At 46.6% G+C, this 19981-nt stretch carries 25 protein-coding genes; 14 read left to right on the top strand and 11 right to left on the bottom strand.

From position 1 onward, the window contains the following. Positions 1-147: 147 nt before the first annotated feature. The 8 genes from rplU to rsfS all read left to right on the top strand — a co-directional run bounded on the left by rplU (position 148) and on the right by rsfS (position 4337). Positions 148-453 (top strand): 50S ribosomal protein L21, encoded by a 306-nt coding sequence (gene rplU, locus NQ502_RS00730; RefSeq protein ID WP_028527793.1) that lies wholly within the window; start codon positions 148-150, stop codon positions 451-453. A 13-nt stretch (positions 454-466) separates the two neighbouring features. Continuing rightward, positions 467-787 (top strand): ribosomal-processing cysteine protease Prp, encoded by a 321-nt coding sequence (locus NQ502_RS00725; RefSeq protein WP_028527794.1) that lies wholly within the window; start codon positions 467-469, stop codon positions 785-787. Between the two features lie 4 nt (positions 788-791). Next, a complete protein-coding gene (rpmA, locus tag NQ502_RS00720; protein WP_028527795.1) occupies positions 792-1076 on the top strand; it encodes a 50S ribosomal protein L27 in 285 nt (94 codons plus the stop codon). A gap of 69 nt (positions 1077-1145) precedes the next feature. Beyond that, positions 1146-2438, top strand: a complete 1293-nt coding sequence (obgE, locus tag NQ502_RS00715; protein ID WP_028527796.1) for a GTPase ObgE — start codon at positions 1146-1148, stop codon at positions 2436-2438. Positions 2439-2446: 8 nt separating this feature from the next. After that, positions 2447-2743 carry a ribosome assembly RNA-binding protein YhbY gene (gene yhbY / locus NQ502_RS00710; RefSeq protein ID WP_028527797.1) on the top strand — a complete coding sequence of 99 codons (297 nt, stop codon included), beginning with the start codon at positions 2447-2449 and terminating at the stop codon, positions 2741-2743. A 5-nt stretch (positions 2744-2748) separates the two neighbouring features. After that, positions 2749-3363: a nicotinate-nucleotide adenylyltransferase gene (gene nadD, locus NQ502_RS00705; protein ID WP_028527798.1), complete on the top strand. Its 615-nt coding sequence runs from the start codon at positions 2749-2751 to the stop codon at positions 3361-3363. An 18-nt stretch (positions 3364-3381) separates the two neighbouring features. Further along, a complete protein-coding gene (gene yqeK / locus NQ502_RS00700) occupies positions 3382-3972 on the top strand; it encodes a bis(5'-nucleosyl)-tetraphosphatase (symmetrical) YqeK (protein ID WP_044983039.1) in 591 nt (196 codons plus the stop codon). Positions 3973-3983: 11 nt separating this feature from the next. Next, positions 3984-4337, top strand: a complete 354-nt coding sequence (gene rsfS, locus NQ502_RS00695; RefSeq protein ID WP_028527800.1) for a ribosome silencing factor — start codon at positions 3984-3986, stop codon at positions 4335-4337. A gap of 281 nt (positions 4338-4618) precedes the next feature. On the opposite strand, the gene lexA is transcribed toward rsfS, so the two are convergent. Next, positions 4619-5242 carry a transcriptional repressor LexA gene (lexA, locus tag NQ502_RS00690; RefSeq protein WP_028527801.1) on the bottom strand — a complete coding sequence of 208 codons (624 nt, stop codon included), beginning with the start codon at positions 5240-5242 and terminating at the stop codon, positions 4619-4621. A gap of 191 nt (positions 5243-5433) precedes the next feature. Here lexA and NQ502_RS00685 point away from each other — a divergent pair, with 191 nt between their 5' ends. Continuing rightward, on the top strand, positions 5434-5769 hold the full coding sequence (locus NQ502_RS00685; RefSeq protein ID WP_028527802.1) for a LysM peptidoglycan-binding domain-containing protein: 336 nt from the start codon (positions 5434-5436) through the stop codon (positions 5767-5769). A gap of 92 nt (positions 5770-5861) precedes the next feature. Here the strand turns inward: NQ502_RS00685 and NQ502_RS00680 are convergent, their stop codons facing one another. Together NQ502_RS00680 and NQ502_RS00675 are read right to left on the bottom strand one after the other, a co-directional pair. Then, a complete protein-coding gene (locus NQ502_RS00680) occupies positions 5862-6542 on the bottom strand; it encodes a DUF554 domain-containing protein (RefSeq protein WP_028527803.1) in 681 nt (226 codons plus the stop codon). Positions 6543-6726: 184 nt separating this feature from the next. Next, positions 6727-7548 (bottom strand): MerR family transcriptional regulator, encoded by an 822-nt coding sequence (locus NQ502_RS00675; protein WP_028527804.1) that lies wholly within the window; start codon positions 7546-7548, stop codon positions 6727-6729. A 274-nt stretch (positions 7549-7822) separates the two neighbouring features. On the opposite strand from NQ502_RS00675, the gene NQ502_RS00670 reads away from it, so the two are divergent. After that, on the top strand, positions 7823-8242 hold the full coding sequence (locus NQ502_RS00670) for a pyridoxamine 5'-phosphate oxidase family protein (RefSeq protein WP_028527805.1): 420 nt from the start codon (positions 7823-7825) through the stop codon (positions 8240-8242). An 11-nt stretch (positions 8243-8253) separates the two neighbouring features. Next, complete coding sequence (locus NQ502_RS00665) at positions 8254-8814, top strand: DNA-3-methyladenine glycosylase I (protein ID WP_028527806.1); 561 nt, start codon at positions 8254-8256, stop codon at positions 8812-8814. Between the two features lie 28 nt (positions 8815-8842). Here NQ502_RS00665 and NQ502_RS00660 read toward each other — a convergent pair whose 3' ends face one another. After that, on the bottom strand, positions 8843-11260 hold the full coding sequence (locus tag NQ502_RS00660) for an ATP-binding cassette domain-containing protein (RefSeq protein ID WP_028527807.1): 2418 nt from the start codon (positions 11258-11260) through the stop codon (positions 8843-8845). Positions 11261-11319: 59 nt separating this feature from the next. On the opposite strand from NQ502_RS00660, the gene NQ502_RS00655 reads away from it, so the two are divergent. Beyond that, on the top strand, positions 11320-11628 hold the full coding sequence (locus NQ502_RS00655; protein WP_049898049.1) for a hypothetical protein: 309 nt from the start codon (positions 11320-11322) through the stop codon (positions 11626-11628). Positions 11629-11663: 35 nt separating this feature from the next. Here the strand turns inward: NQ502_RS00655 and NQ502_RS00650 are convergent, their stop codons facing one another. The 3 genes from NQ502_RS00650 to NQ502_RS00640 all read right to left on the bottom strand — a co-directional run bounded on the left by NQ502_RS00650 (position 11664) and on the right by NQ502_RS00640 (position 15695). Beyond that, positions 11664-12332, bottom strand: coding sequence for a hypothetical protein (locus NQ502_RS00650; protein WP_028527808.1), 669 nt, complete (start codon positions 12330-12332; stop codon positions 11664-11666). Between the two features lie 19 nt (positions 12333-12351). Beyond that, positions 12352-12900, bottom strand: coding sequence for a TetR/AcrR family transcriptional regulator (locus tag NQ502_RS00645; RefSeq protein WP_028527809.1), 549 nt, complete (start codon positions 12898-12900; stop codon positions 12352-12354). Positions 12901-13067: 167 nt separating this feature from the next. After that, positions 13068-15695, bottom strand: a complete 2628-nt coding sequence (locus NQ502_RS00640) for a YhgE/Pip domain-containing protein (RefSeq protein WP_044983040.1) — start codon at positions 15693-15695, stop codon at positions 13068-13070. Between the two features lie 213 nt (positions 15696-15908). On the opposite strand from NQ502_RS00640, the gene NQ502_RS00635 reads away from it, so the two are divergent. Continuing rightward, positions 15909-16487, top strand: a complete 579-nt coding sequence (locus NQ502_RS00635; RefSeq protein ID WP_028527810.1) for a TetR-like C-terminal domain-containing protein — start codon at positions 15909-15911, stop codon at positions 16485-16487. Between the two features lie 189 nt (positions 16488-16676). Here NQ502_RS00635 and NQ502_RS00630 read toward each other — a convergent pair whose 3' ends face one another. The 3 genes from NQ502_RS00630 to NQ502_RS00620 form a co-directional block, all read right to left on the bottom strand. Then, complete coding sequence (locus tag NQ502_RS00630; protein WP_028527811.1) at positions 16677-16937, bottom strand: hypothetical protein; 261 nt, start codon at positions 16935-16937, stop codon at positions 16677-16679. Continuing rightward, the gene (locus NQ502_RS00625; RefSeq protein ID WP_028527812.1) at positions 16934-17287 is read right to left on the bottom strand and encodes a hypothetical protein; all 354 of its coding nucleotides are present in this window, start codon (positions 17285-17287) and stop codon (positions 16934-16936) included. The genes NQ502_RS00630 and NQ502_RS00625 overlap by 4 nt, the downstream gene beginning before the upstream one ends. Before the next feature lie 188 nt (positions 17288-17475). Next, the gene (locus NQ502_RS00620) at positions 17476-17988 is read right to left on the bottom strand and encodes a ferritin (protein ID WP_028527813.1); all 513 of its coding nucleotides are present in this window, start codon (positions 17986-17988) and stop codon (positions 17476-17478) included. 126 nt (positions 17989-18114) lie between these two features. On the opposite strand from NQ502_RS00620, the gene NQ502_RS00615 reads away from it, so the two are divergent. Continuing rightward, positions 18115-19233 carry an aldo/keto reductase gene (locus NQ502_RS00615; RefSeq protein WP_028527814.1) on the top strand — a complete coding sequence of 373 codons (1119 nt, stop codon included), beginning with the start codon at positions 18115-18117 and terminating at the stop codon, positions 19231-19233. On the opposite strand, the gene NQ502_RS00610 is transcribed toward NQ502_RS00615, so the two are convergent. After that, on the bottom strand, positions 19230-19952 hold the full coding sequence (locus NQ502_RS00610; protein WP_028527815.1) for an FtsX-like permease family protein: 723 nt from the start codon (positions 19950-19952) through the stop codon (positions 19230-19232). The two genes, NQ502_RS00615 and NQ502_RS00610, sit on opposite strands and share 4 nt — an antisense overlap. Positions 19953-19981 lie beyond the last annotated feature (29 nt).

Here is a 19981-nt window from a genome sequence, read left to right as displayed (position 1 = left end):
CCGTAAAAAATGAAAAATACAGGAAGAATTTCTTGACGAAAGGACACGCCTGTGGTATTATCATAGAGTATGCCGCACAGAGAGGTTATAAGTGTTCCGCTTCAGGAACCACCATATCTGGCGAGTAATGATAATAGGAGGTGCCATATGTACGCAATTATTGCAACAGGTGGTAAACAGTACAAAGTAGCCGAAGGCGATATCATTAGAGTGGAAAAGCTTGGTGCAGAAGCTGGTGAAACTGTTACATTTGAAGATGTACTTGCAGTGAACAACGATGGGTTAAAAGTTGGTTCCGATGTAGCAAATGCAAGCGTAACTGCTTCTGTCATTGAGAACGGAAAAGCTAAAAAAGTCGTAATCTATAAGTACAAAAGAAAAACTGGTTATCACAAGAAAAACGGTCACAGACAGCAGTTTACAAAAGTTAAGATTGAAAAAATCAACGCTTAATTGTTAAACTGTGATGATTGAGATTACGATTTTTGTGAACAATAACAGGTGTATCGGTATTGAATCAAAAGGACATGCCGGCTACGGCGCGCACGGCAATGATATTGTATGTGCAGCAGTTTCGGCGCTGACGATTAATACACTGAATTCCATCGAGACGTTTACGGAAGATGATTTCGAAGGCGGACAGGACGATGGGTATCTGGAATTTCATCTGACACAGCCGGTGAGTGACAGAGCACAGCTGCTGCTCGATTCTCTGGTGCTGGGGCTTCGTGAAATCCGGAAAAATTATGGAAATAAGTTTATAGAGATAACAACGAAGGAGGTGTAAGGACATGTTGAATATGAACCTTCAGTTATTCGCACATAAAAAAGGTGTTGGTTCTACAAAGAACGGCAGGGATTCTGAATCCAAGAGATTAGGTGCAAAAAGAGCCGATGGACAGTTTGTAAAAGCAGGCAATATCCTTTACAGGCAGCGCGGAACAAGAATTCATCCAGGTGTGAATGTAGGACGCGGTAAAGACGATACACTGTTTGCATTGACAGATGGTGTTGTAAGATTCGAAAGAAAAGGAAGAGATAAGAAACAGGTTTCTATCGTTCCAGTATCAGAGTAATACTTAGGGGGCTTCAAATCACATCGGTTTGAAGCCTTTTTATCTATTCCCACAGAAGTGGAGGAAAATATGTTTGCAGACAGAGCGAAAATAATCATCCGGTCAGGAAAAGGCGGAGACGGTCACGTGAGTTTCCGAAGGGAGCTTTACGTTCCGAACGGAGGCCCGGACGGCGGAGACGGAGGAAAAGGCGGGGACGTCATTTTCGAAGTTGATGAAGGTATGAATACCCTGACGGATTATCGACATAAAAGAAAATTTTATGCACAGAGCGGAGAAGAGGGCGGCAAACGCCGCTGCCATGGAAAAGACGGCACGGATATCGTATTAAAAGTTCCGGAGGGAACCGTGATCATGGAAGCACAGAGCGGAAAGGTCATCGCGGATATGTCCGGGGACAACAGACGTCAGGCAGTACTGCGCGGAGGCAGGGGCGGAAAGGGAAATATGCATTATGCGACTGCTACGATGCAGGCACCGAAGTACGCACAGCCGGGTCAGGATGCACAGGAACTCGAGGTACGTCTGGAGCTTAAGGTCATCGCGGATGTCGGGCTGATCGGATTTCCGAATGTCGGAAAGTCTACACTGCTGTCACGCGTGACGAATGCACGGCCCAAAATAGCTAATTATCATTTTACGACCATTAACCCGAATCTCGGGGTTGTGGATCTGGACGGCTGCAGCGGTTTTGTCATAGCGGATATACCAGGGCTGATCGAGGGGGCGTCAGAGGGCGTCGGTCTCGGTCATGAATTCCTGAGGCATATCGAGCGCACACGCGTGATGATCCACGTGGTGGACGCGGCGTCTACAGAGGGACGGGATCCCGTAGATGATATCTATAAGATCAATGAGGAGCTTCGGGCTTACAACCCGGAGATTGCAAGACGGCCTCAGGTGATTGCGGCAAATAAAACAGATGTGATCTATGCAGACGGTGAGAATCCGCTGGAACGCCTGAAGAAAGAATTTGAACCGCAGGGAATTGCAGTATTCCCCATATCCGCTGTCAGCGGACAGGGAATATCTGAGCTTTTGTATCATGTTCAGCATATGCTGGATAACATTGAGAAAAAACCGGTTGTATTTGAACAGGAATTCTTCCCCGAGGACGTACTCATCACGGAGAATCTTCCGTTTACCGTGGAAAAAGCTGAAGATGATACACATACGTTCATCGTGGAAGGCCCCAAGATTGAAAAAATGCTTGGTTATACAAATCTGGATTCCGAAAAAGGGTTTGCATTTTTCCAGAAGTTCCTGAAAGACGGAGGAATCCTGAAGGAACTGGAAGCCGCCGGAATCGAGGAAGGCGACACTGTCCGGATGTACGGTTTTGAGTTTGATTATTACAAATAGGAGTAAGTATGACGAGTAAACAAAGAGCGTATTTAAAGGGGCTGGCCATGACAATGGACCCGATCCTGCAGATTGGAAAATCGACCCTGACACCGGAAAACACTTCATCTGTGGCTGAAGCGCTGGAGGCACGGGAACTGATCAAGATCAACGTACTGAAAAACTGTATGGATGATCCGAAAGCGTTAGCTCAGGTTCTGGCGGAACGCACCCAGTCGGAAGTTGTTCAGGTGATTGGCAGAAAAATCGTACTCTATAAAGAGGGCAGGGACGATAAGAAAAAGATTGAACTGCCCCGGAGATAAGGCTTATGCAAAAAGAACAGAAAATCGGTATCATGGGAGGGACCTTTGACCCGATTCACGTGGGACACTTGATTCTGGGAGAGACTGCATATGAGCAGTTTGGACTGGAAAAAGTTCTTTTTCTGCCGGCGGGTAATCCGCCGCACAAGAAAAACCGCCGGGGCCGTGCGACTGACGAGCAGCGTGTGGAGATGGTTGCCCGTGCGATCTCGGATAATCCTCATTTTGAGCTGTCGCTTGTGGAAATGAATGAGGATGGGTATACGTATACGTTTCGTACGCTTGAACGGTTGAATGAGGAATACCCGGAAAATGAATACTATTTTATCATTGGTGCGGACTCACTGTTCAATTTTGAGACATGGAAAGAACCGGAAAGAATCTGTGCGGCAGCCAGAATCGTTGTGGCGACGCGGGATCACACAATGGATGAGAAAATAGTAGCTGAGATGACGCGGCTTTCAAAGAAATACGGCGGCAGTTTCCTGAAGCTGGACAGCCTTAACATTGATGTCTCATCTCAGATGCTGCGCTCATGGATTGAGGAAGAACGTACGATAAAGTATTATGTACCGAACCGGGTAATTGATTATATCTATGAAAACCGGATTTACCGGTAAGTAATAAGAGGTGACATCGTGGCAGAACAAAAGCATGATTTAATAAAGCTGGAAAGAAAATTGAAAAATTATCTGGACCGTCAGCGTTTCCAACATACGATGGGCGTGATGTACACAGCTGCGTGTATGGGTATGGTTCACGGCGGGGATCCCGCTAAGCTGCAGCTTGCGGGGCTTCTGCATGACTGCGCGAAATGTATTCCGGATGAAAAGAAACTGCGGCTGTGCGGTAAATTCGGAATTACACCATCTCACTATGAGACGACTCATCCATACATGCTGCACGCAAAACTGGGTGCTCATCTTGCGAAAAAGAAGTTTGATATCCGCGACCCGGAAGTACTTTCTGCGATTACGTGGCACACTACGGGAAAGGCGGCTATGACGGTCCTGGAAAAAATTATTTATATTGCAGATTACATCGAACCTGGACGAAATAAAGCCCCGCGGCTGGAGGAAATCCGTAAAATGGCATTCAGAGATTTGGATGAATGTATGTATATGATCCTCCATGACACGCTGACTTATCTGAGAACAGTTGAGAAGGAAATTGATACTGTCACGGAAAGTGCATATGAGTATTATTGTAATCTGCATAATCAGGGATGAAGGAGAAAAAAATGACGGGAAAAGATATGGCAAAAACCGCCTGCCTGGCGTTGGAAGATAAAAAAGCAGTGGATATCAAAGTGATCGACATCGAGAAGGTGTCCACGCTTGCTGATTATTTCATCATTGCGAGCGGAACGAACCGCAATCAGGTCCAGGCTTTGGCTGAAAATGTAGAAGAGATGCTGGAGAAAGCAGGATATCGTCCGAAACAGATCGAGGGTTATCAGAATGCAAACTGGATTCTGATGGATTACGGCGACCTGGTGATTCACATTTTCGATGAAGAAAACCGTTTGTTCTATGATCTGGAGAGAATCTGGAGAGACGGAACATCCGTTTCAGTAGCTTCGCTGGAAGACTGATGAAGAGAATGCCGTTTCATGACTGGTATCAGTTATGGGACGGTATTTTTTCACGCATCTCTTAGACCGCTGCGTTACGCATGGTGAGCAGATATGATACAATGAAAGCGGGTGGTAACAGAAACCATAGAAAAAAGACAGGGAGCATCCTGTTCGTACACAGCAGAGCCTTGACAGAAAAAATCAAAGGTAAATAAGGACCATGCAAAAGATGCAGGAGCAAAGGGTGCGGAAATCATTGAAGATAGCCGCACCCTTTGCTCCTGTATTTTTGGATTTTATCAGGACTTCATAAATCTCATCACACCGACTACTTTTCCAAGGATTTCAAGTCCTTCTTCTACGATGATGGGATCCATCTCATCATTTTCGGGCTGCAGTCGGTAATATCCGTTCTCTTTATAAAATGTTTTGACAGTTGCTGAATCATCGATCAGGGCAACAACCATATTTCCGTTGTCAGCTGTGTGCTGACTCTGTACCAGCACGTAATCCCCGTCGAGAATTCCTGCATTGATCATACTCTCACCGTGGATTTCCAGGATAAATGCATCGGATTTCGGCATATGTTCAGCAGGAATCGGAAAATAATTCTCAATATTCTCCACCGCAAGTATAGGTTCACCGGCAGCCACACGTCCCACAACAGGAACATTGACCATCTCACAGCGTGCTGTGTTGAAATTATCGTCCAGAATTTCGATCGCGCGCGGTTTAGTAGGGTCTCTGCGGATATAACCGTTCTTTTCCAGCGTTTCCAGATGGGAATGAACGGAGGATGTTGACTTCAGATTGACAGCCTCGCAGATCTCACGGACCGCAGGAGGAAATCCGCGGTTGATGATTTCACTTTTTATGTAATCGAGAATTTCCTGTTGTTTTTTGCTTATCTTACCATAGGCCATATACACTGCCCTCCATGTTTTTTATTGCCTCTATCATAGCATATAAGTACACAGATTGCAAACAGATATTCGGAATGTCTGTTCGAAAAACAACTTGACAAACGTTTGTTCTGGATAGTATAATGACAATACAGAACAAATGTTTGGAACATATATTTGCATGGACTTGTACAAATGAGGGAGGTCATTATATGAAGAGGAGAAGACGTACGAGAAACAGAAGAAGAATCCAGCTGACTGTGACCGCAGTATCCTTTCTGATACTAAGTGCGGCACTGATTCAGTTCAGCGCAGATAACATTGGTGCGCAGAGTGATATTTCCAGGATTACCTATAAATATTATACCAGTCATTATGTTGAGCGCGGAGAAAGCCTGTGGAGTATTGCGCAGCAGTATATAACAGATGATTATGGATCGGTAGACGCATATATTTCAGAAATCAGGGAGATCAATGGCCTTAATGGGACAAAACTTCAGCAGGGAAGTCATATTTGTGTGCCGTATTATTCAGCAGAACATCATTGATCTCCGGTTAATCTTACGTTAAAAACCCGGATATGGCGCTTGGGCTACATAACAGAATTATGTGAACCTGCAGGCGCGTATCCGGGTTTCATTTATGAGATGAGCTTCAGGATCAAAAAGAAGATGATCGGTACCAGCAAAGCCGGTAGCATATTCAGTGTCTTGCAGTCTTTGATTTTCAGGATGGCCAGACCAGACGCGGCAATTAAAAATCCTCCGACGATAGTGATCTCCGTCATAAGGGAGTCTGTAAGGAAATTCTGCAGGTATGTGGCACACAGATAGATCAGGCCCTGCCAGCAGAATAGAACAGGAGCTGCGAGTGTCATACCGATTCCGTATGTGGAAGCGAGCACTGTGGAAGTGACAAAGTCAAGAGTTGCATTTGTAAAAAGAAAAGTATGATCACCGTACAGAGCGCTCTGTATTGGACTCAAAATGGACAGGCTGCCAATACAGTAGAGCAGGATTCCGGTAGAGAGACCCTGGCCAAGCTCGGATTTCCCGAGGCGTCCCACCAGTCGGTTGAATCTTCCGTCGATATTGAGAACCGTACCGGCCAGACAGCCGAGCGCAAGGCTTACGATAAAAAGCACAGGATAGCTGCTGTCAGGCATATTTCCGACGATGGAATTGATACCAAGTCCTACGGCAGCCAGACCCATGGCGTTGTACAGAGCCCCCTGATATTTTTCATGGATTCCTTTTTTTAGTGCACTTCCAAGCACGCTTCCCAGGAGAATAGTTCCGGTGTTTACGATTGTACCTAACATAAGAGTTTCCTTTCTTTTGCATACCGTGGCTGACGGGGGATGTGAGCACCGCAACCAATGGCAAGATATCTATTTGATAAAAGAATAAACCCTCCAGTAAGGGGAGAGTCAATAGGATTGTATTTTGCCGCGCCGATTTCCTGCAGAAAGGACCCGGGGAGATATGAAGTTATCCCTCCGGATATTACCTGTCAGAAGAGGTGACGGGTATCTGTATTTCCGTCACAAACTGATCCGTATCATCCGTCATTCCATAATCGATCAGCGTGATTTCTACGGAATTTCCCGAGAGGACCAGATTGCTGCTTTGCATGTGTTCCAGGAGCCGATGGTAATAGACAGAAGACTGCGTATGTGTGCCGGGAAATCGTATGGTAAGGTATTTTCCGGCAGGCAGTGATGCGTCGGGCTGTCTCGGATCTTCCGGTTCCAGCATCAGAAAGATACCGGAAAAATTCGAAAAATCAGAGTCACGAATGGATGTTTCCGAGATGGAAACGCCAATCTTTCCAAGAAATATATCAGATTGTATCCGACAGGCTTTTTCCAGCTCACGGATGGGATACTCCAGATCATCTGTCACCGGAAATTCTTTTTTCAGAAAAAAGACGGGACGTTCCGGATATGATTTCAGCAGTATATGATCCAGAGTACAGTTTCTGGCATCTTCGATCTGGCTGATTCTCGATGATAATTTTTTCTCTATTGTCTGCAGCCTGTGCATCTGTATCCGGATCTCTTCCTGCTGAGATTTCAGGATCTGTATCATAGTGTCAGTATCCTTGCTTTGGAAGAAATAAGATATTCGCTCCAGCGGTACCTGCAGCGCTTTCAGGTACATAATTGTGTTGAGGCGTTCAAACTGCCGGGTAGAGTAGTAGCGGTAGCCGGTTTCCGGGTTGACTTTTTCCGGTTTTAAAAGTCCGGTCTCATCATAATACCGCAGAGTTTTGACATTGATATCAAACAGTCGTGCGACTTCGCCAATACTGAATAAGTCCTTCATGCGTGTGCTCCTGCTGCGGTGAAAAGTGTCCCGGCTTTACCGCCTCTGATGATCTCGTACAGTCCCATATGATACCTCCGTTATAATGTATGCCCTGAAGAGGGCAGTTCCCAATAATTTTTGTTGTGAAAATCCTTGAATTCTGTCTGTATATAATGTAGCATAAATTTTAAGATTACAAAAGTGAATAGTTTCCGGATCATGTCGAAAAGCTGGAGATACATATAAATATTGGCAGACAGCAAAAGACTGTACCAGAGAGAGGAGTAAAAGAATGCGGGATCCACAGAAAACCATAGGAAATCTGATTGATAAACAGGGAGTCTCATTTATCAGCTCCGTGGACGGGGAGGGTTTTCCGAATACGAAAGCGATGCTTCCGCCGCGTAAGCGAGAAGGAATCCGGGTTTATTATTTTACGACGAATACATCATCCATGCGTGCTGCACAGTTTAAAGAAAATTCAAGAGCATGTATCTATTTTTGCGACAGACGCTTTTTCAGGGGCGTCATGCTGATTGGAACTATGGAAGTCCTGGAGGACAGTCAGAGTAAAGAAATGATCTGGCAGGAGGGTGATACCATGTATTACCCGGAGGGAGTCACCGATCCGGATTATTGTGTATTGCGATTTACAGCCGAGCGGGGGCGATATTACAGCAATTTTAAAACAGAAGATTTTGAAATAGAATAGGAGGCCGGGATATGGAGTGGAAAGATAATAAATGCCGATGCAGTTGGGCAAATCCGAAGAATGAGCGTTACATACGATACCACGACGATGAGTGGGGTGTTCCGGTCTATGATGATCAAAAGCTGTTTGAGATGCTGATTCTGGAATCTTTTCAGGCGGGGCTGACGTGGGAGTGTGTTCTCAATAAGCAGGATGCGTTCCGGCAGGCGTTTGATCAGTTTGACCCGGAAAAAGTCTGTCGCTATGATGAGGAGAAGATTGCTGCCCTGCAGAATAATTCTGACATTATCCGCAACAGATTAAAAATAAAGGCTGCAGTGAATAATGCTAACGTGTTCAGAGAGATACAAAAGGAGTATGGGAGCTTTTCAGATTACCTGTGGCACTGGACAGAGGGAGCGGTAATCTATGAGAAAGGGGCAGCTAACTCCGCTCTGTCGGATGCGGTTTCCAGTGACTTGAAAAGGCGCGGCATGAAATTTGTGGGTACGACAATCATCTATGCGTATATGCAGGCGGTCGGAATCATCTATTCCCACGAGGAGGGCTGTTTTCTGGAACACAGAGACTGATACGCAAAGGAGTAATGAACCGCCCCCTTCACGACATCTTCTCTTTAGGTGTTCCCTCAAATATGATATAGCCGCCTTTATCACCGCCGGTTGGTCCGAGATCGATGATCCAGTCGCTGTTGCGGATCAGCTGCTGGTTGTGTTCGACTACGACGACTGTATTACCGTTATCTGCCAGACGGTTGAGAAGTACAAGAAAATGCTCAACATCCTTTGGGTGAAGCCCGGCAGTGGGTTCATCCAACAGATATAGATTACGTGTTTCAGACGAGCTGCCGATCAGTTCTCTGGCAAGCTTCAGCCGCTGACATTCACCGCCGGACAGGGTGACGAGAGACTGTCCCAGCAACAGGTATCCCAGTCCGACATCCTGAAGCAGTGCCAGGGTTTTTCTGATTCTTTGGTGTTCTGCAAATATTTCAAGAGCCTCATTGACTGAGAGACTCAGGACGTCTCTGATTGAGCAGTCTTTGTACGTCACAGCCAGAACAGCGGGTTGAAACTGATTACCGCGGCAGACTGGACATACAACATCTGTGTTTGCAAAAAACAGCATGTTATTGTTCACGCGGCCGAGACCTTCACAGTTTTCGCATCTGCCGCCGGGGGAGTTGAAGGAGAAATATTTTGCAGTGAATCCGGCTTTTTTTGCGGCCTGTGTTCCTGCAAAGACCGATCGAATGTCGGTGTAAACTTCTGTATATGTCGCTGTATTGGAGCGCTTCATTCTGGTAATGGAAGACTGTTCAATCTTTATGATTCTGTCAAATTGCTCCAAGCCGATTACACGGTTATGTTCAAAATCCGGCAGCCCCCGAGCGAGGACCCCGAAGATGAGCGTTGATTTTCCGGAACCGGAGGGTCCGGTGACAGAAGTAATGCAGCCGGTGGGAACAGAGACGGAGACTTTTTTTAAATTGTATTTGTCAGCGTCCTCTATCCGAATAGTCCCGGTTCTTTTTCGAAAGACTGTTTTGCCGGGTGTCGGGGAGCGCAGATAACTGCCTGTCACGGAATTTTTTTGCTGTTTTATTTCTTTCAGTGTTCCGGTTGCGATTACTTCACCGCCATATCTGCCGGAACCAGGTCCCATATCGATGATATAATCTGCTGCCTCCATGACATCTACATCATGTTCAATGACAAGTACGGTATTCCCCAGGTCACGCAGCTTTTTTAGAATCGCGATCAGTCCTGCGGTATCCCGGGGATGCAGTCCTGCGGTCGGCTCGTCCAGGATATAGATTATGCCCGAAAGTTCAGAATCCAGTGCCGCCGCCAGTCGCAGCCTTTGCAGTTCGCCGCCGGACAAAGTGATCGTCTGCCGGTCGAGAGACAGGTAGCCGAGTCCGACATTGATAAAACGGACGAGTTTGGTCTTGATATCCAGAAGATACGCGTTAACAAATTCCGACTGCTGTTCGGATAGAGAATCTGCCAATTCCGAAACCCACTGGTACAGTTTTTCCAGAGAAAAGACGGAGAGTTCCGGAAGGCGTGTTCCATTAACCGTAATACTTCGGCTGAGCTTACAGAGCCTTTCGCCTTCACAATCAGGGCATGTTGTCACATCAAAGTATGCTGAAAGCTTAGAGACATCTCCGCCCTTTTCGGATAGCCGCCGCCACAGTATGGGCAGTACACCCTCGAATCTTCCGGAGGCGGCATTTCTGGGAGGATTCAGATCTGGAAATGCCCGCCTGAGAGTGTCACTTTCCACGCCTTCGTATAAAATGGTTTTTTCCATACTGCTGAACTGGCGGACGGGGATACCGGTGGGAACCGGGAGGTTATAGTGCGCAAAAGCCTTATAAAGGACAGAAGTCTGATATCTGCCGTATTGTTTTTCCCAGTATCGTACGGCACCGTCTTCCAGGGACAGCTTCTCGTCCACGACACAGTCTTTTTTTATCGTATGGATGTATCCAAGTCCCTCACAGGCTGGACAGGCGCCTTCCTTTGTATTGAAGGAGAAGTGAGTGCGCGTGATCTTATCCATCCGCCTGCCGCATTTGCTGCAGTACATGTACACATAAAAATCATTTCCCGCCTTTTTTACTTCTTCCCTGCAGTCAGCTGAAGATATGACTGTACCGCAGTGCGGACAGTTTCGAACACCAAGCTTCTCAAAGATCATTCTCAGATCGGTATAAACATCTGTCTGCGTTCCCACAGTTGAGCGAATATTCTTGTTCGCGTCTGTCTGAGAAATCAAAATTGCCGGAGATGTGCCCTGTATCCGTTCTACCTTCGGTTTTTGGATTCCCTGAAAGGACATCGCTTCCAGATACTGCCTTTGGCATTCCTGAAACAGAACATCAACCAGCAATGTTGATTTGCCAGAACCGGAGAGTCCTGTAAAAACTGCGAGTGTATGTTTCGGTATTTTCAGGGATATGTTCTTCAGGCAGCCTTCATGAGCGCCGGTAATCTTGATGTGATCCATGCTTTGCCTCCGTTTGTGTTTGCCACGTTTTCTTTTATTATACAATATTTTGCCTGCGGATGGTACAGGCAGTTACATGCTGCGGAAGGAGACTGAGTCCGCTGGTTCCACAAAGTGAAGACTCAGGCCATGAGAGTGTTTTCAATGAAGACGATGATGAGTGCTACATCACGCTGCAGCATGATATGACGAAACAGCACTATATCTCATTTGTAGCCTGTGCGGCGTACGACAGGATGATGTTTCTGAAATTGTATCCTGAGCAGGCTGCAGAGGTACGATTTCCGAACATGTATGGCGGAGATCTCTATTTTTACTGCAGCGAACACGGTCTTTTTAAGAGGGCCGGACATTTAAAAAACGGTTGAGGAGCAGATTGCTTTTCAACCGTTTTCTAATAAGATCAGATCTTTTGTGATTGCTGATAAAGCCGCCAGCTCATCAGAACAATCCAGACATAAGCCAGGGTTTTGGGGATCATCAGAGCCCCGATGGCGGGCAGTATACCGCTGAATAACACGACCGGAAGGTAGAAGCCGAAAGAAAGCGCGACTGCCAGCGGCATAAATCGAAAGATGCTGTCGGCTGATTTCCGGGCCTCCTGTGCAAAGATGACGATGATGATGATTCCCATGACGGCAAAAGGAATATTACGCAGAATTCCGAACGTGAGAGGCTGGTGGTAGACAAACCAGTCATTTTGCGGTAACAGACATAATGCAATTCTAATGATTGAAAGTATCCACATTGTGATTGTAAGGTTTTTTCTTTCCTTAATCTGATACCGGTCACGCCAGATATAATACAGAAGCAGGTAAAAAATCGTCATGGTAATGGAAGTAATAAATTTCCCGAGTCCCAGTGCGGCGGCATTTGCCTCCAGACCTGAGGTCCAGAGCGCATAGGAACGCGGAATAAGGTGAAAGGAATCACCCGCACCCAGAAGGGCGGTCATCCATCCAGCCTTTTTGATCAGAGGATTTTTCCCCTTGATCAGCATGATCAGTCCGGTAGATAATGCAAAACATAAATATAAAACATCGAAAACAGTTTCTGCGATTGCCTGTGCCATAATCATTTCTCCTCTCAGTCTAATAGATGGTTCGTTCTACGATTGCTGTCAGAATAACAATGTCATTTGCCTTCATTCTCAACAGCAATGTCATGTTCATCATAATGAAACGCGCGAATTGTTCCATGGTAAAGGTTTCGTCCCAGGCATCCTTACGTATGTACGGATCCTGTTCCATTTGCCGGATCAGAGTTTTTTCCAGTGTGTCCTGCATGGATGTCATTCTCTGCTGACCGGCTGTCTCGATATTGCTCAGGCTGCCCATGAGTTTTCCGGCGGAACGGTCTATTTTCTCCTTTAAGAACCTAAAGATTTCTTCCAGCTGTCCGCAAAACGAATCGGCTGTTATTGCGGTGCACATTTCGGACAGTGTCTGCTTCCAGTATTCTTCTGTCAGTGCGAGAAGAATTTCATCCTTGCTGGAAAAGTAGTTGTAGACGGTACCCGTAGCAACTCCGGCCTTTTTCGCAATAGAGCGAATGCTGAGGGCATCGATGCCGTCTGAATCTGCGGTGCTGCGCGCGCAGGAAAGCAGCGTATCACGCATCGTATCATCTTTTCTTCGCATGGAACGTCTCCTTTCTATATGATGATAAATGAACGGGTTCATTTGTATTATAGACGCATGAAGCTGGCATGTCAACTCTTTTATGAACGTGTTCATGAATAATCGGAAGAATTGATTAACCAAAAAGGCGGTTGAAAAGCATTGAGCTTTTCAGCCGCCCGGCTGTATTATGCCAATCCCTTCTTTTCCATGAAATCCAGGATACATTTTTTGCCAGCCCGTATTCTTCTGGTACGGAACTGGAAGATCAGTACGGTACACAGGGTAAAGATGATCAGCAGTGCGAACAGGATGAGGCATTCCTTTGTGATTGATGTTCCGCCCGCTATCGTACTTCTGAATCCGTCTACCGTGTAGGTGAACGGAAGAAACTTATGGATGGATGCCACAAAGGATCCGGAAATCTCAACAGGGTACGTGCCGGCGGAACCCGCAAGCTGCACAACCATGAAGATCAGCATCGCAAAGCTGCCGACCTTACCGAAGCATATGTTGAAGAAATACATGATGGACATAAAGGTTATGGATGCCAGGCATGCCAGGAATATCGTTTTACCCATCTCGGCAGGGGCAAAGCCGTTGCATACATGCAGCAGGAAAATCATGACCAGTGCCTGCGCCACGGCTATGACCGTAACGACGGTTGCCTTGCTGAGCCACCACGAGATGCCGGACTTCAGCCGCCCGTTGTAGTCTGTCAGCGGGTACATGATGCAGAATGCAATACATCCAACCCAGAGAGCAACAGACATCATATAGGGTGCCATTGCGTGACCGTTATTTTCAACCTCGGTCAGTTCCGTCTTTTCTGTTATGACAGGGCTTGAGAACATATCGAATGTATCGTCACCGGCTGAGTTTTCCTTTACCTGGTCGGCACCGTCTTTCAGACTGGTTTTCAGTGTACTGCTGCCTTCGTTCAGCTGATCCATGCCGTTTCCAAGTGTTTTGGAACCGTCGTACAGCTGGCCTGCTCCATCGCTGATCTGAGCGGCGCCGCTGTTCAGCTGTCTGGATCCGGTCAGCAGAGAACTACTGTTTGCGCGCAGCTCCTGGGTGCCGGAATACAGACTGCCGGTACCGTCTTTCAGCTGATCAACACCGGCAGACAATCCGCCGGCCAGTTCGGAAACACCGGATTTCAGGTCATCCGAGCCTGATTTCAGAGTACCAGAGTTGGAATTCAGCTCTTTTAATCCCTCATTTACCTGGGAGACTCCGTCCGTGTATGCTGCGATTCCATTCGCCAGATCAGAATCCACACCGTTTTGAACTTCTTCCAGGCCTGAATCAATAGCTGTAACGCCGGGTATGATCTGCTCATCCAGCGTGCCTTTCACAGTGGAGAGTCCCTGATACATTCCGGAAACGGCGGTTATGCTACCGCCCAGTACCGTGTCTGCGTTTTCGTCTAATGCGGATACTCCGGCTTTCAATTCTTCCAGTGCACCGAGACTTCCGGAGAGGGAATCGAGTGCATTGCCGATGGACTGGGCTGCACTGCCCGCGTCTGTCAGGTGCTGGCTCAGATTGCCTGCATTCTGAGCGATAGCGCCGACTGCCTGCTGCTGCTCAGGCGTAAGGTTCGACATATCAGCGGTGAGTGAAGCAAGGGCTGCCGCGATATTACCGGTATCGGCGCCTGCATTCGTAAGATCATCCTGGAGTATGGCGCCTGCCTGCGCCGCACCGGATGTGTCCGGTACAGTGAATCCCTGGAGTCCGGCGTTGATCTGTCCGATACTCTGCCGGTATGTTGTAAGACCGCCGCTCAGGGCATCAATGGTATTTTGATCTGGCAGTGTGTCGCCTATCTGCCGGCTCATGCTGCTGACACCGGAGAGAAGTGTGTCTGCTCCTCCTTTTAAGTCTGAAACACCGGAAGATATCTGAGAGACACCGCTCTTCAGCGTATCGCTCTGATCATTCAATGTATTTGCTCCGTCTGCAGCCTGGGAGACACCGTCAGTGTACGCCGTTATCCCCCCTGCGAGTTTGGAGGCACCGTCTGCAAGCTGTGAGGCACCCGAAGAGGCAGAATCGGAGAGGGTATCGACACCCTCATTCAGCTGTCGGGCTCCGTCGTCCACCCTGGAAACCCCGTCGGTGTATTGTAAGAGGCCTTCATTGAGCTCGTCACTGCCGCTTTTAAAGGTCAGGGAGCTGTCTGCAAGCGTTTTCAGGTTGGCGCTGATGGCGGCATTTCCGTCTCTGGCAGTTTTGATGCCGTCTTCCAGCTTCCCGGCCCCGTCCGCTGCCGCGGCAATTCCGTCACCGGATTCGGAAATCTGATCGAAGACTGTTCTGGTGTATTCCCTCGTCACTTCTTTTGAAATACTTTCTTCGATCTTTTGCAGGGCAGTATCACTCATTTTGGATGCGATATAGTTGGTGCCGGGATTTGTCTCATAATCCAGATGCATTTTTTCCGGAGTCTGGTCCATCAGAGTTGTTGCTTTCTGTGAGAAATCTTCCGGTATTGTGATTACCATATAGAAGGTACCGTTTTTCAGTCCCTGAGCGGCGGTCTCTGAATCGACGAAATTAAACGCAAGGGATGAGTCTTCTTTCAGGTTTTTCACCAGATTTTTACCAATATCCATGGTCTTGCCCTCGTACTGTGCCGGCTGATCATGATTTACCACAGCCACCGGAAGTTTATCCAGATTACCGTATGGATCCCACATTGAGCCAAGAAACAGGGTCGTGTAAATCGTGGGGATTGCAATGATAGCAATCAATACTACCAGAAGTATTTTGTTGTGCAGTAACTTTTTCCATTCTCTCTTGATCATGAATTTCACTCCTTTATTTCACATGGTGTAGAGAAATAGATTTGCTATTCATTAATAGACTATGTGTTGTATTTCTTTGCTGACTGTATTATAATAAACTTAATTAGCAGATACAACCATCAATAATGCATCGTTATGACTATTAAACAACATATAATAGATAAATGTTGCTTAATAGCTGAATCTTATGAATCTGTAGATCGGGAGGAAAAAATGGAAAGGACAGACCGGAGAGTCAGAAAAACAAAAGCTCAGCTGAATGCAGGGCTCGCAAAACTGATGAGGACAAAAAATATTAATGAGATCACGGTAAAAGAACTGGTTGATGAAGTAGATATTAACCGCTCAACTTTTTATCTGCATTATACAGATATTCATAATCTGCTGGACAGTATTGAACAGGACCTCCTGAAGCGAATACAGCAGGTCATTGAAGCGCATCCTGTTCTGCCGCATAACAAGAATACATTTCCGTTTATTGCAGATATGTTTACGATTCTGGAAGAAAACAAGGAAATCTGCGGCGCCCTGCTGGGACAGCACGGGGATATGCACTTTATCCGGCAGATTGAACAGATCATTGCAGAGAACAGCATTAAATCCATCAGCCATCTATATCCTGCGGGAAAAAATGATCTGAGATATTACTATGATTTCTGTCTGTCGGGTTGTCTGGGATTACTGAAAAGCTGGATGGAGCAGGACAATCCGGAATCGCCGGAACACATGGCCGAGCTTACCTATAAGATGGTGACACACGCGATGGATGTGTTCTATGAATCTGTTGAATGACCGCTGCATGAAAGTGCCGCCGCCCGGGATATCAGACGGGAAATCCCCTGAAATCACTCGGAGCGATCTCTACCCGCTGGGCGAATGCGTGAGATATGTTGAGGCAGTTTCCGCCGCGATATGCGCATAATTGCCAACCATCGCAGTGATGACGGGAATCACCCCGTCATCACTCTTTGTAAAATAAATCTAGAAACTATCACACGGATCAATATCGCAGCAGGTAACGTCAATATTGCCCACACAGGCGGATGCGTGATAATTTATAGGTATTTTGATACATATCTTTTGTGTTATCGTGACTTCACATGCATTACAGGTATTGTCATTTTTGCAGCTGATCACAGGTTTGCCGCAGCATTCCGTTTTTATTTCGCCGATTACAGCATTTGGCTGAAGTTCAACAGGGACGTTGATGTCAGCGTAGTGATAACCAACCTTCAGATTCATACTGCTCCACAATCCTCCTCATCTCTGCAAACAGCGCATATATCGCATGATGAGGCACCGAGGCAATCTACATACGTATCACCAACTGTTGCTGTCGCACCAAAATCCACAGGAACTTCAATACACAGTGTCTGGCTGATTGTGAAGGTACATACACCATTCTGTTCGCCAGGGCATATGCTGTCGCCGGGAATCACTCTGGGATCACCACAGAATTTGGTTTTTGTGGCTCCTGTATGAGCATAGGGTGTCACTGTCACAGGCACACAGACATTGACCTGCTGATAGCCGACTGCCGGACAAGTTTCGTTTAAGGCTTCGGAAGATACATAATTTATTTTTTCAGACATATTTATGCCTACTTTCCTGAATGATACAGTATATCATATGGAATAAATATGACTTTGTGTCTGAGAATGCGTTATATGTAAGAATCTGACACCTTAAATACGGGTTTGAAGCAAGAGAAAACCTGCAGAACGAACATACCGGCACTGCTCATTGCAGATGACGAGTGCCGGTATATTTTATGAAACCATCAGAGGGTCAAAGTTGGAGGGGTATAGGTACGCGCACCAAGTTCCTGGTCGAGCATATAGAGTCCCTTTGCCTCAGAGCCGAACAGCTCCATTTTCTTGATCAGATCACCGGCAATCGTCTCTTCCTCTCCCTGTTCTTTAATAAACCAGTCCAGAAACTGCATCGTACGGTAATCCTTAGCTTCAGAAGCGGCCTCACAGATTGAGCCGATCAGTGCAGTCACGTATCTCTCGTGCTGAAGCGCAGCGTTCAGCGGTGCCGAGAGGCTGTCCAGTATATCATCCGGCTTGTCGATCGCATAAAAAGTGATCTCTGCATCATTGTTCTGCATGTACTGGACAAAGAGCATGGCGTGATCACGCTCTTCCTGTGCCTGAACCTGATACCAGTTGGCAAAACCGTCAAGACCTCTGTCTGAATAAAAATTAGAATAGTACAGATACAGATATGCGGAATAAAATTCTTTATTGACCTGCCGGTTTAAAAGCTGAGATACTTTTTCATTTAACATACGCACAACTCCTTCGGATATAAAATATGATGTATCTATGCCCGTTTTTTTGCCGGATTATACGACCTTCATATTCACTCCGGAGCCAATTTGCGGTAAAATAGAATAAAAAACAGGAGGTTTATGATGAGTTTAACAGGAGAAGATATCAAAAAACTGGGTTTTGGTCTGATGCGTCTGCCGCAGACGGATAACGTGATCGACGTTGAACAGGTAAAAGTCATGGTTGATAAGTTCATGGATGCCGGATTTACTTATTTTGACACTGCATGGGCGTATGCCGGGAGCGAAGACGCGATACGGCAGGCGCTGGTAGAACGGTACCCAAGAGAGAAATTTCAGCTGGCCACAAAAAATGCGGCATGGATCGACTGCAGCAGCCGGGAAGAAGCTGCTGCACAGTTTGAGACATCATTAAAGCAGACCGGAGCAGGATATTTTGACTTTTATCTGCTGCATAACCTGGGAGAGGGCAGAACAAAATACTTTGATGAATATGACATGTGGAGCTGGATTCAGGAAAAGAAGGAAGAAGGATTGATCAAACACGCCGGATTCTCTTTCCATTCAACACCGGATGAACTGGAAGCGATACTGACAGCACACCCGGAAATGGAATTTGTTCAGCTTCAGATCAATTATGCAGACTGGGAAAATCCGGCTGTTCAGTCAAGAGCCTGCTATGAAGTGGCGCAAAAACATGGAAAACCGGTTGTTATCATGGAACCGGTCAAAGGAGGTATGCTCGCGACACCTCCGGGACCGGTGGAAGAGATTTTAAAAGCAGCAGACCCGAACGCTTCCAATGCGTCCTGGGCAATCCGGTTTGCAGCTGATCTTAAAGGCGTCATTACGGTTTTGTCCGGCATGAGTAATGTGGAACAGATGGAAGATAATCTGTCCTTTATGAAAACATTTTCCGGATTAACAAACCGTGAAAGAGAAACGATAAAAAAGGCACAGGATGCGCTGAACAAAATTCCGTTGATTCCTTGTACGACATGCAACTACTGTGCCAAGGTCTGCCCGCAGAATATCGGGATTTCCGGGGCTTTTACAGCATTGAACTATCTTACGCTTTACAAAGATAAGGCAGCCGCTCTGCACCAGGAGAACTGGCTGGTTGACGGACACGGAAAAGAACGCGCGGATAAATGCATCGGGTGCGGCAAGTGTGAGGAAGTCTGTCCGCAGCACATTTCGATACGCGAGGAACTGGAAAAGGTGCAGAATGACCTGTATTAATGCATATCAATCCTTTTCATGAGTACTGCGCGTACCAGATAATAACTGAGAAGTATAAAGGCATATACGATAACGTAAAGGAGCTGTGGCCAGGACAGATCAACACCGCAGGCTACATTGGCAATAAAAACCGGATAGAGAAAATCCATGAGCAGCTTGGCAGCTGGTATTATAAGCAATGCACCTGCTGCGGTCAGCAGCAAATTGCCGTCCAGGTAAAGTCTGCGGATTTCTCTGTTTCGGTATCCGAATATTTTCATCAGCGATATGCTGCGGGCAGCGCGGTCAAGCATTACTTTCATCATCTGATACATGACGGTCAGAAAAATCAAAACAGACACACTCGTCATCATGGTCATCAGAGGCATCATGATCTCCATATCGTATCCTAAAACTTCTTTTTTCAGACCGGTAACGTAGGCGATATAGCCATTTTCCGGGATCTCATCGTCCGGATATTTCAGCTGGTACATATATTCATATTTTGTATCCTCAGCATTCTGTTTCTGAATATTCCGGCACAGGGCGTAACAGTTTAATCCCAGCACCAGAATCAGCAGGGAAACGAACATTCCGGCAAGCAAAGCAAGACAACTGCGCTTTTCCCGCAGTATCTGGCGAAGCTGAAAAGTTTTAAAATAGCTGCAGCCGGGGAGCATGATCCGGCTGCTCTTTCTCTGCGGTTGTTCTCTGCGCAGCAGGGTCAGCGCACTTCGCATCAATCGCCTGCGGATGATCAGAAGATTGA

The organism is Ruminococcus gauvreauii (genome assembly GCF_025151995.1).
GTDB classification, from domain to species: Bacteria; Bacillota; Clostridia; order Lachnospirales; family Lachnospiraceae; genus Ruminococcus_G; species Ruminococcus_G gauvreauii.
The sequence above is the reverse complement of the archived record's forward strand: the minus strand, read 5'-3'. Positions and strand labels throughout refer to the sequence as shown.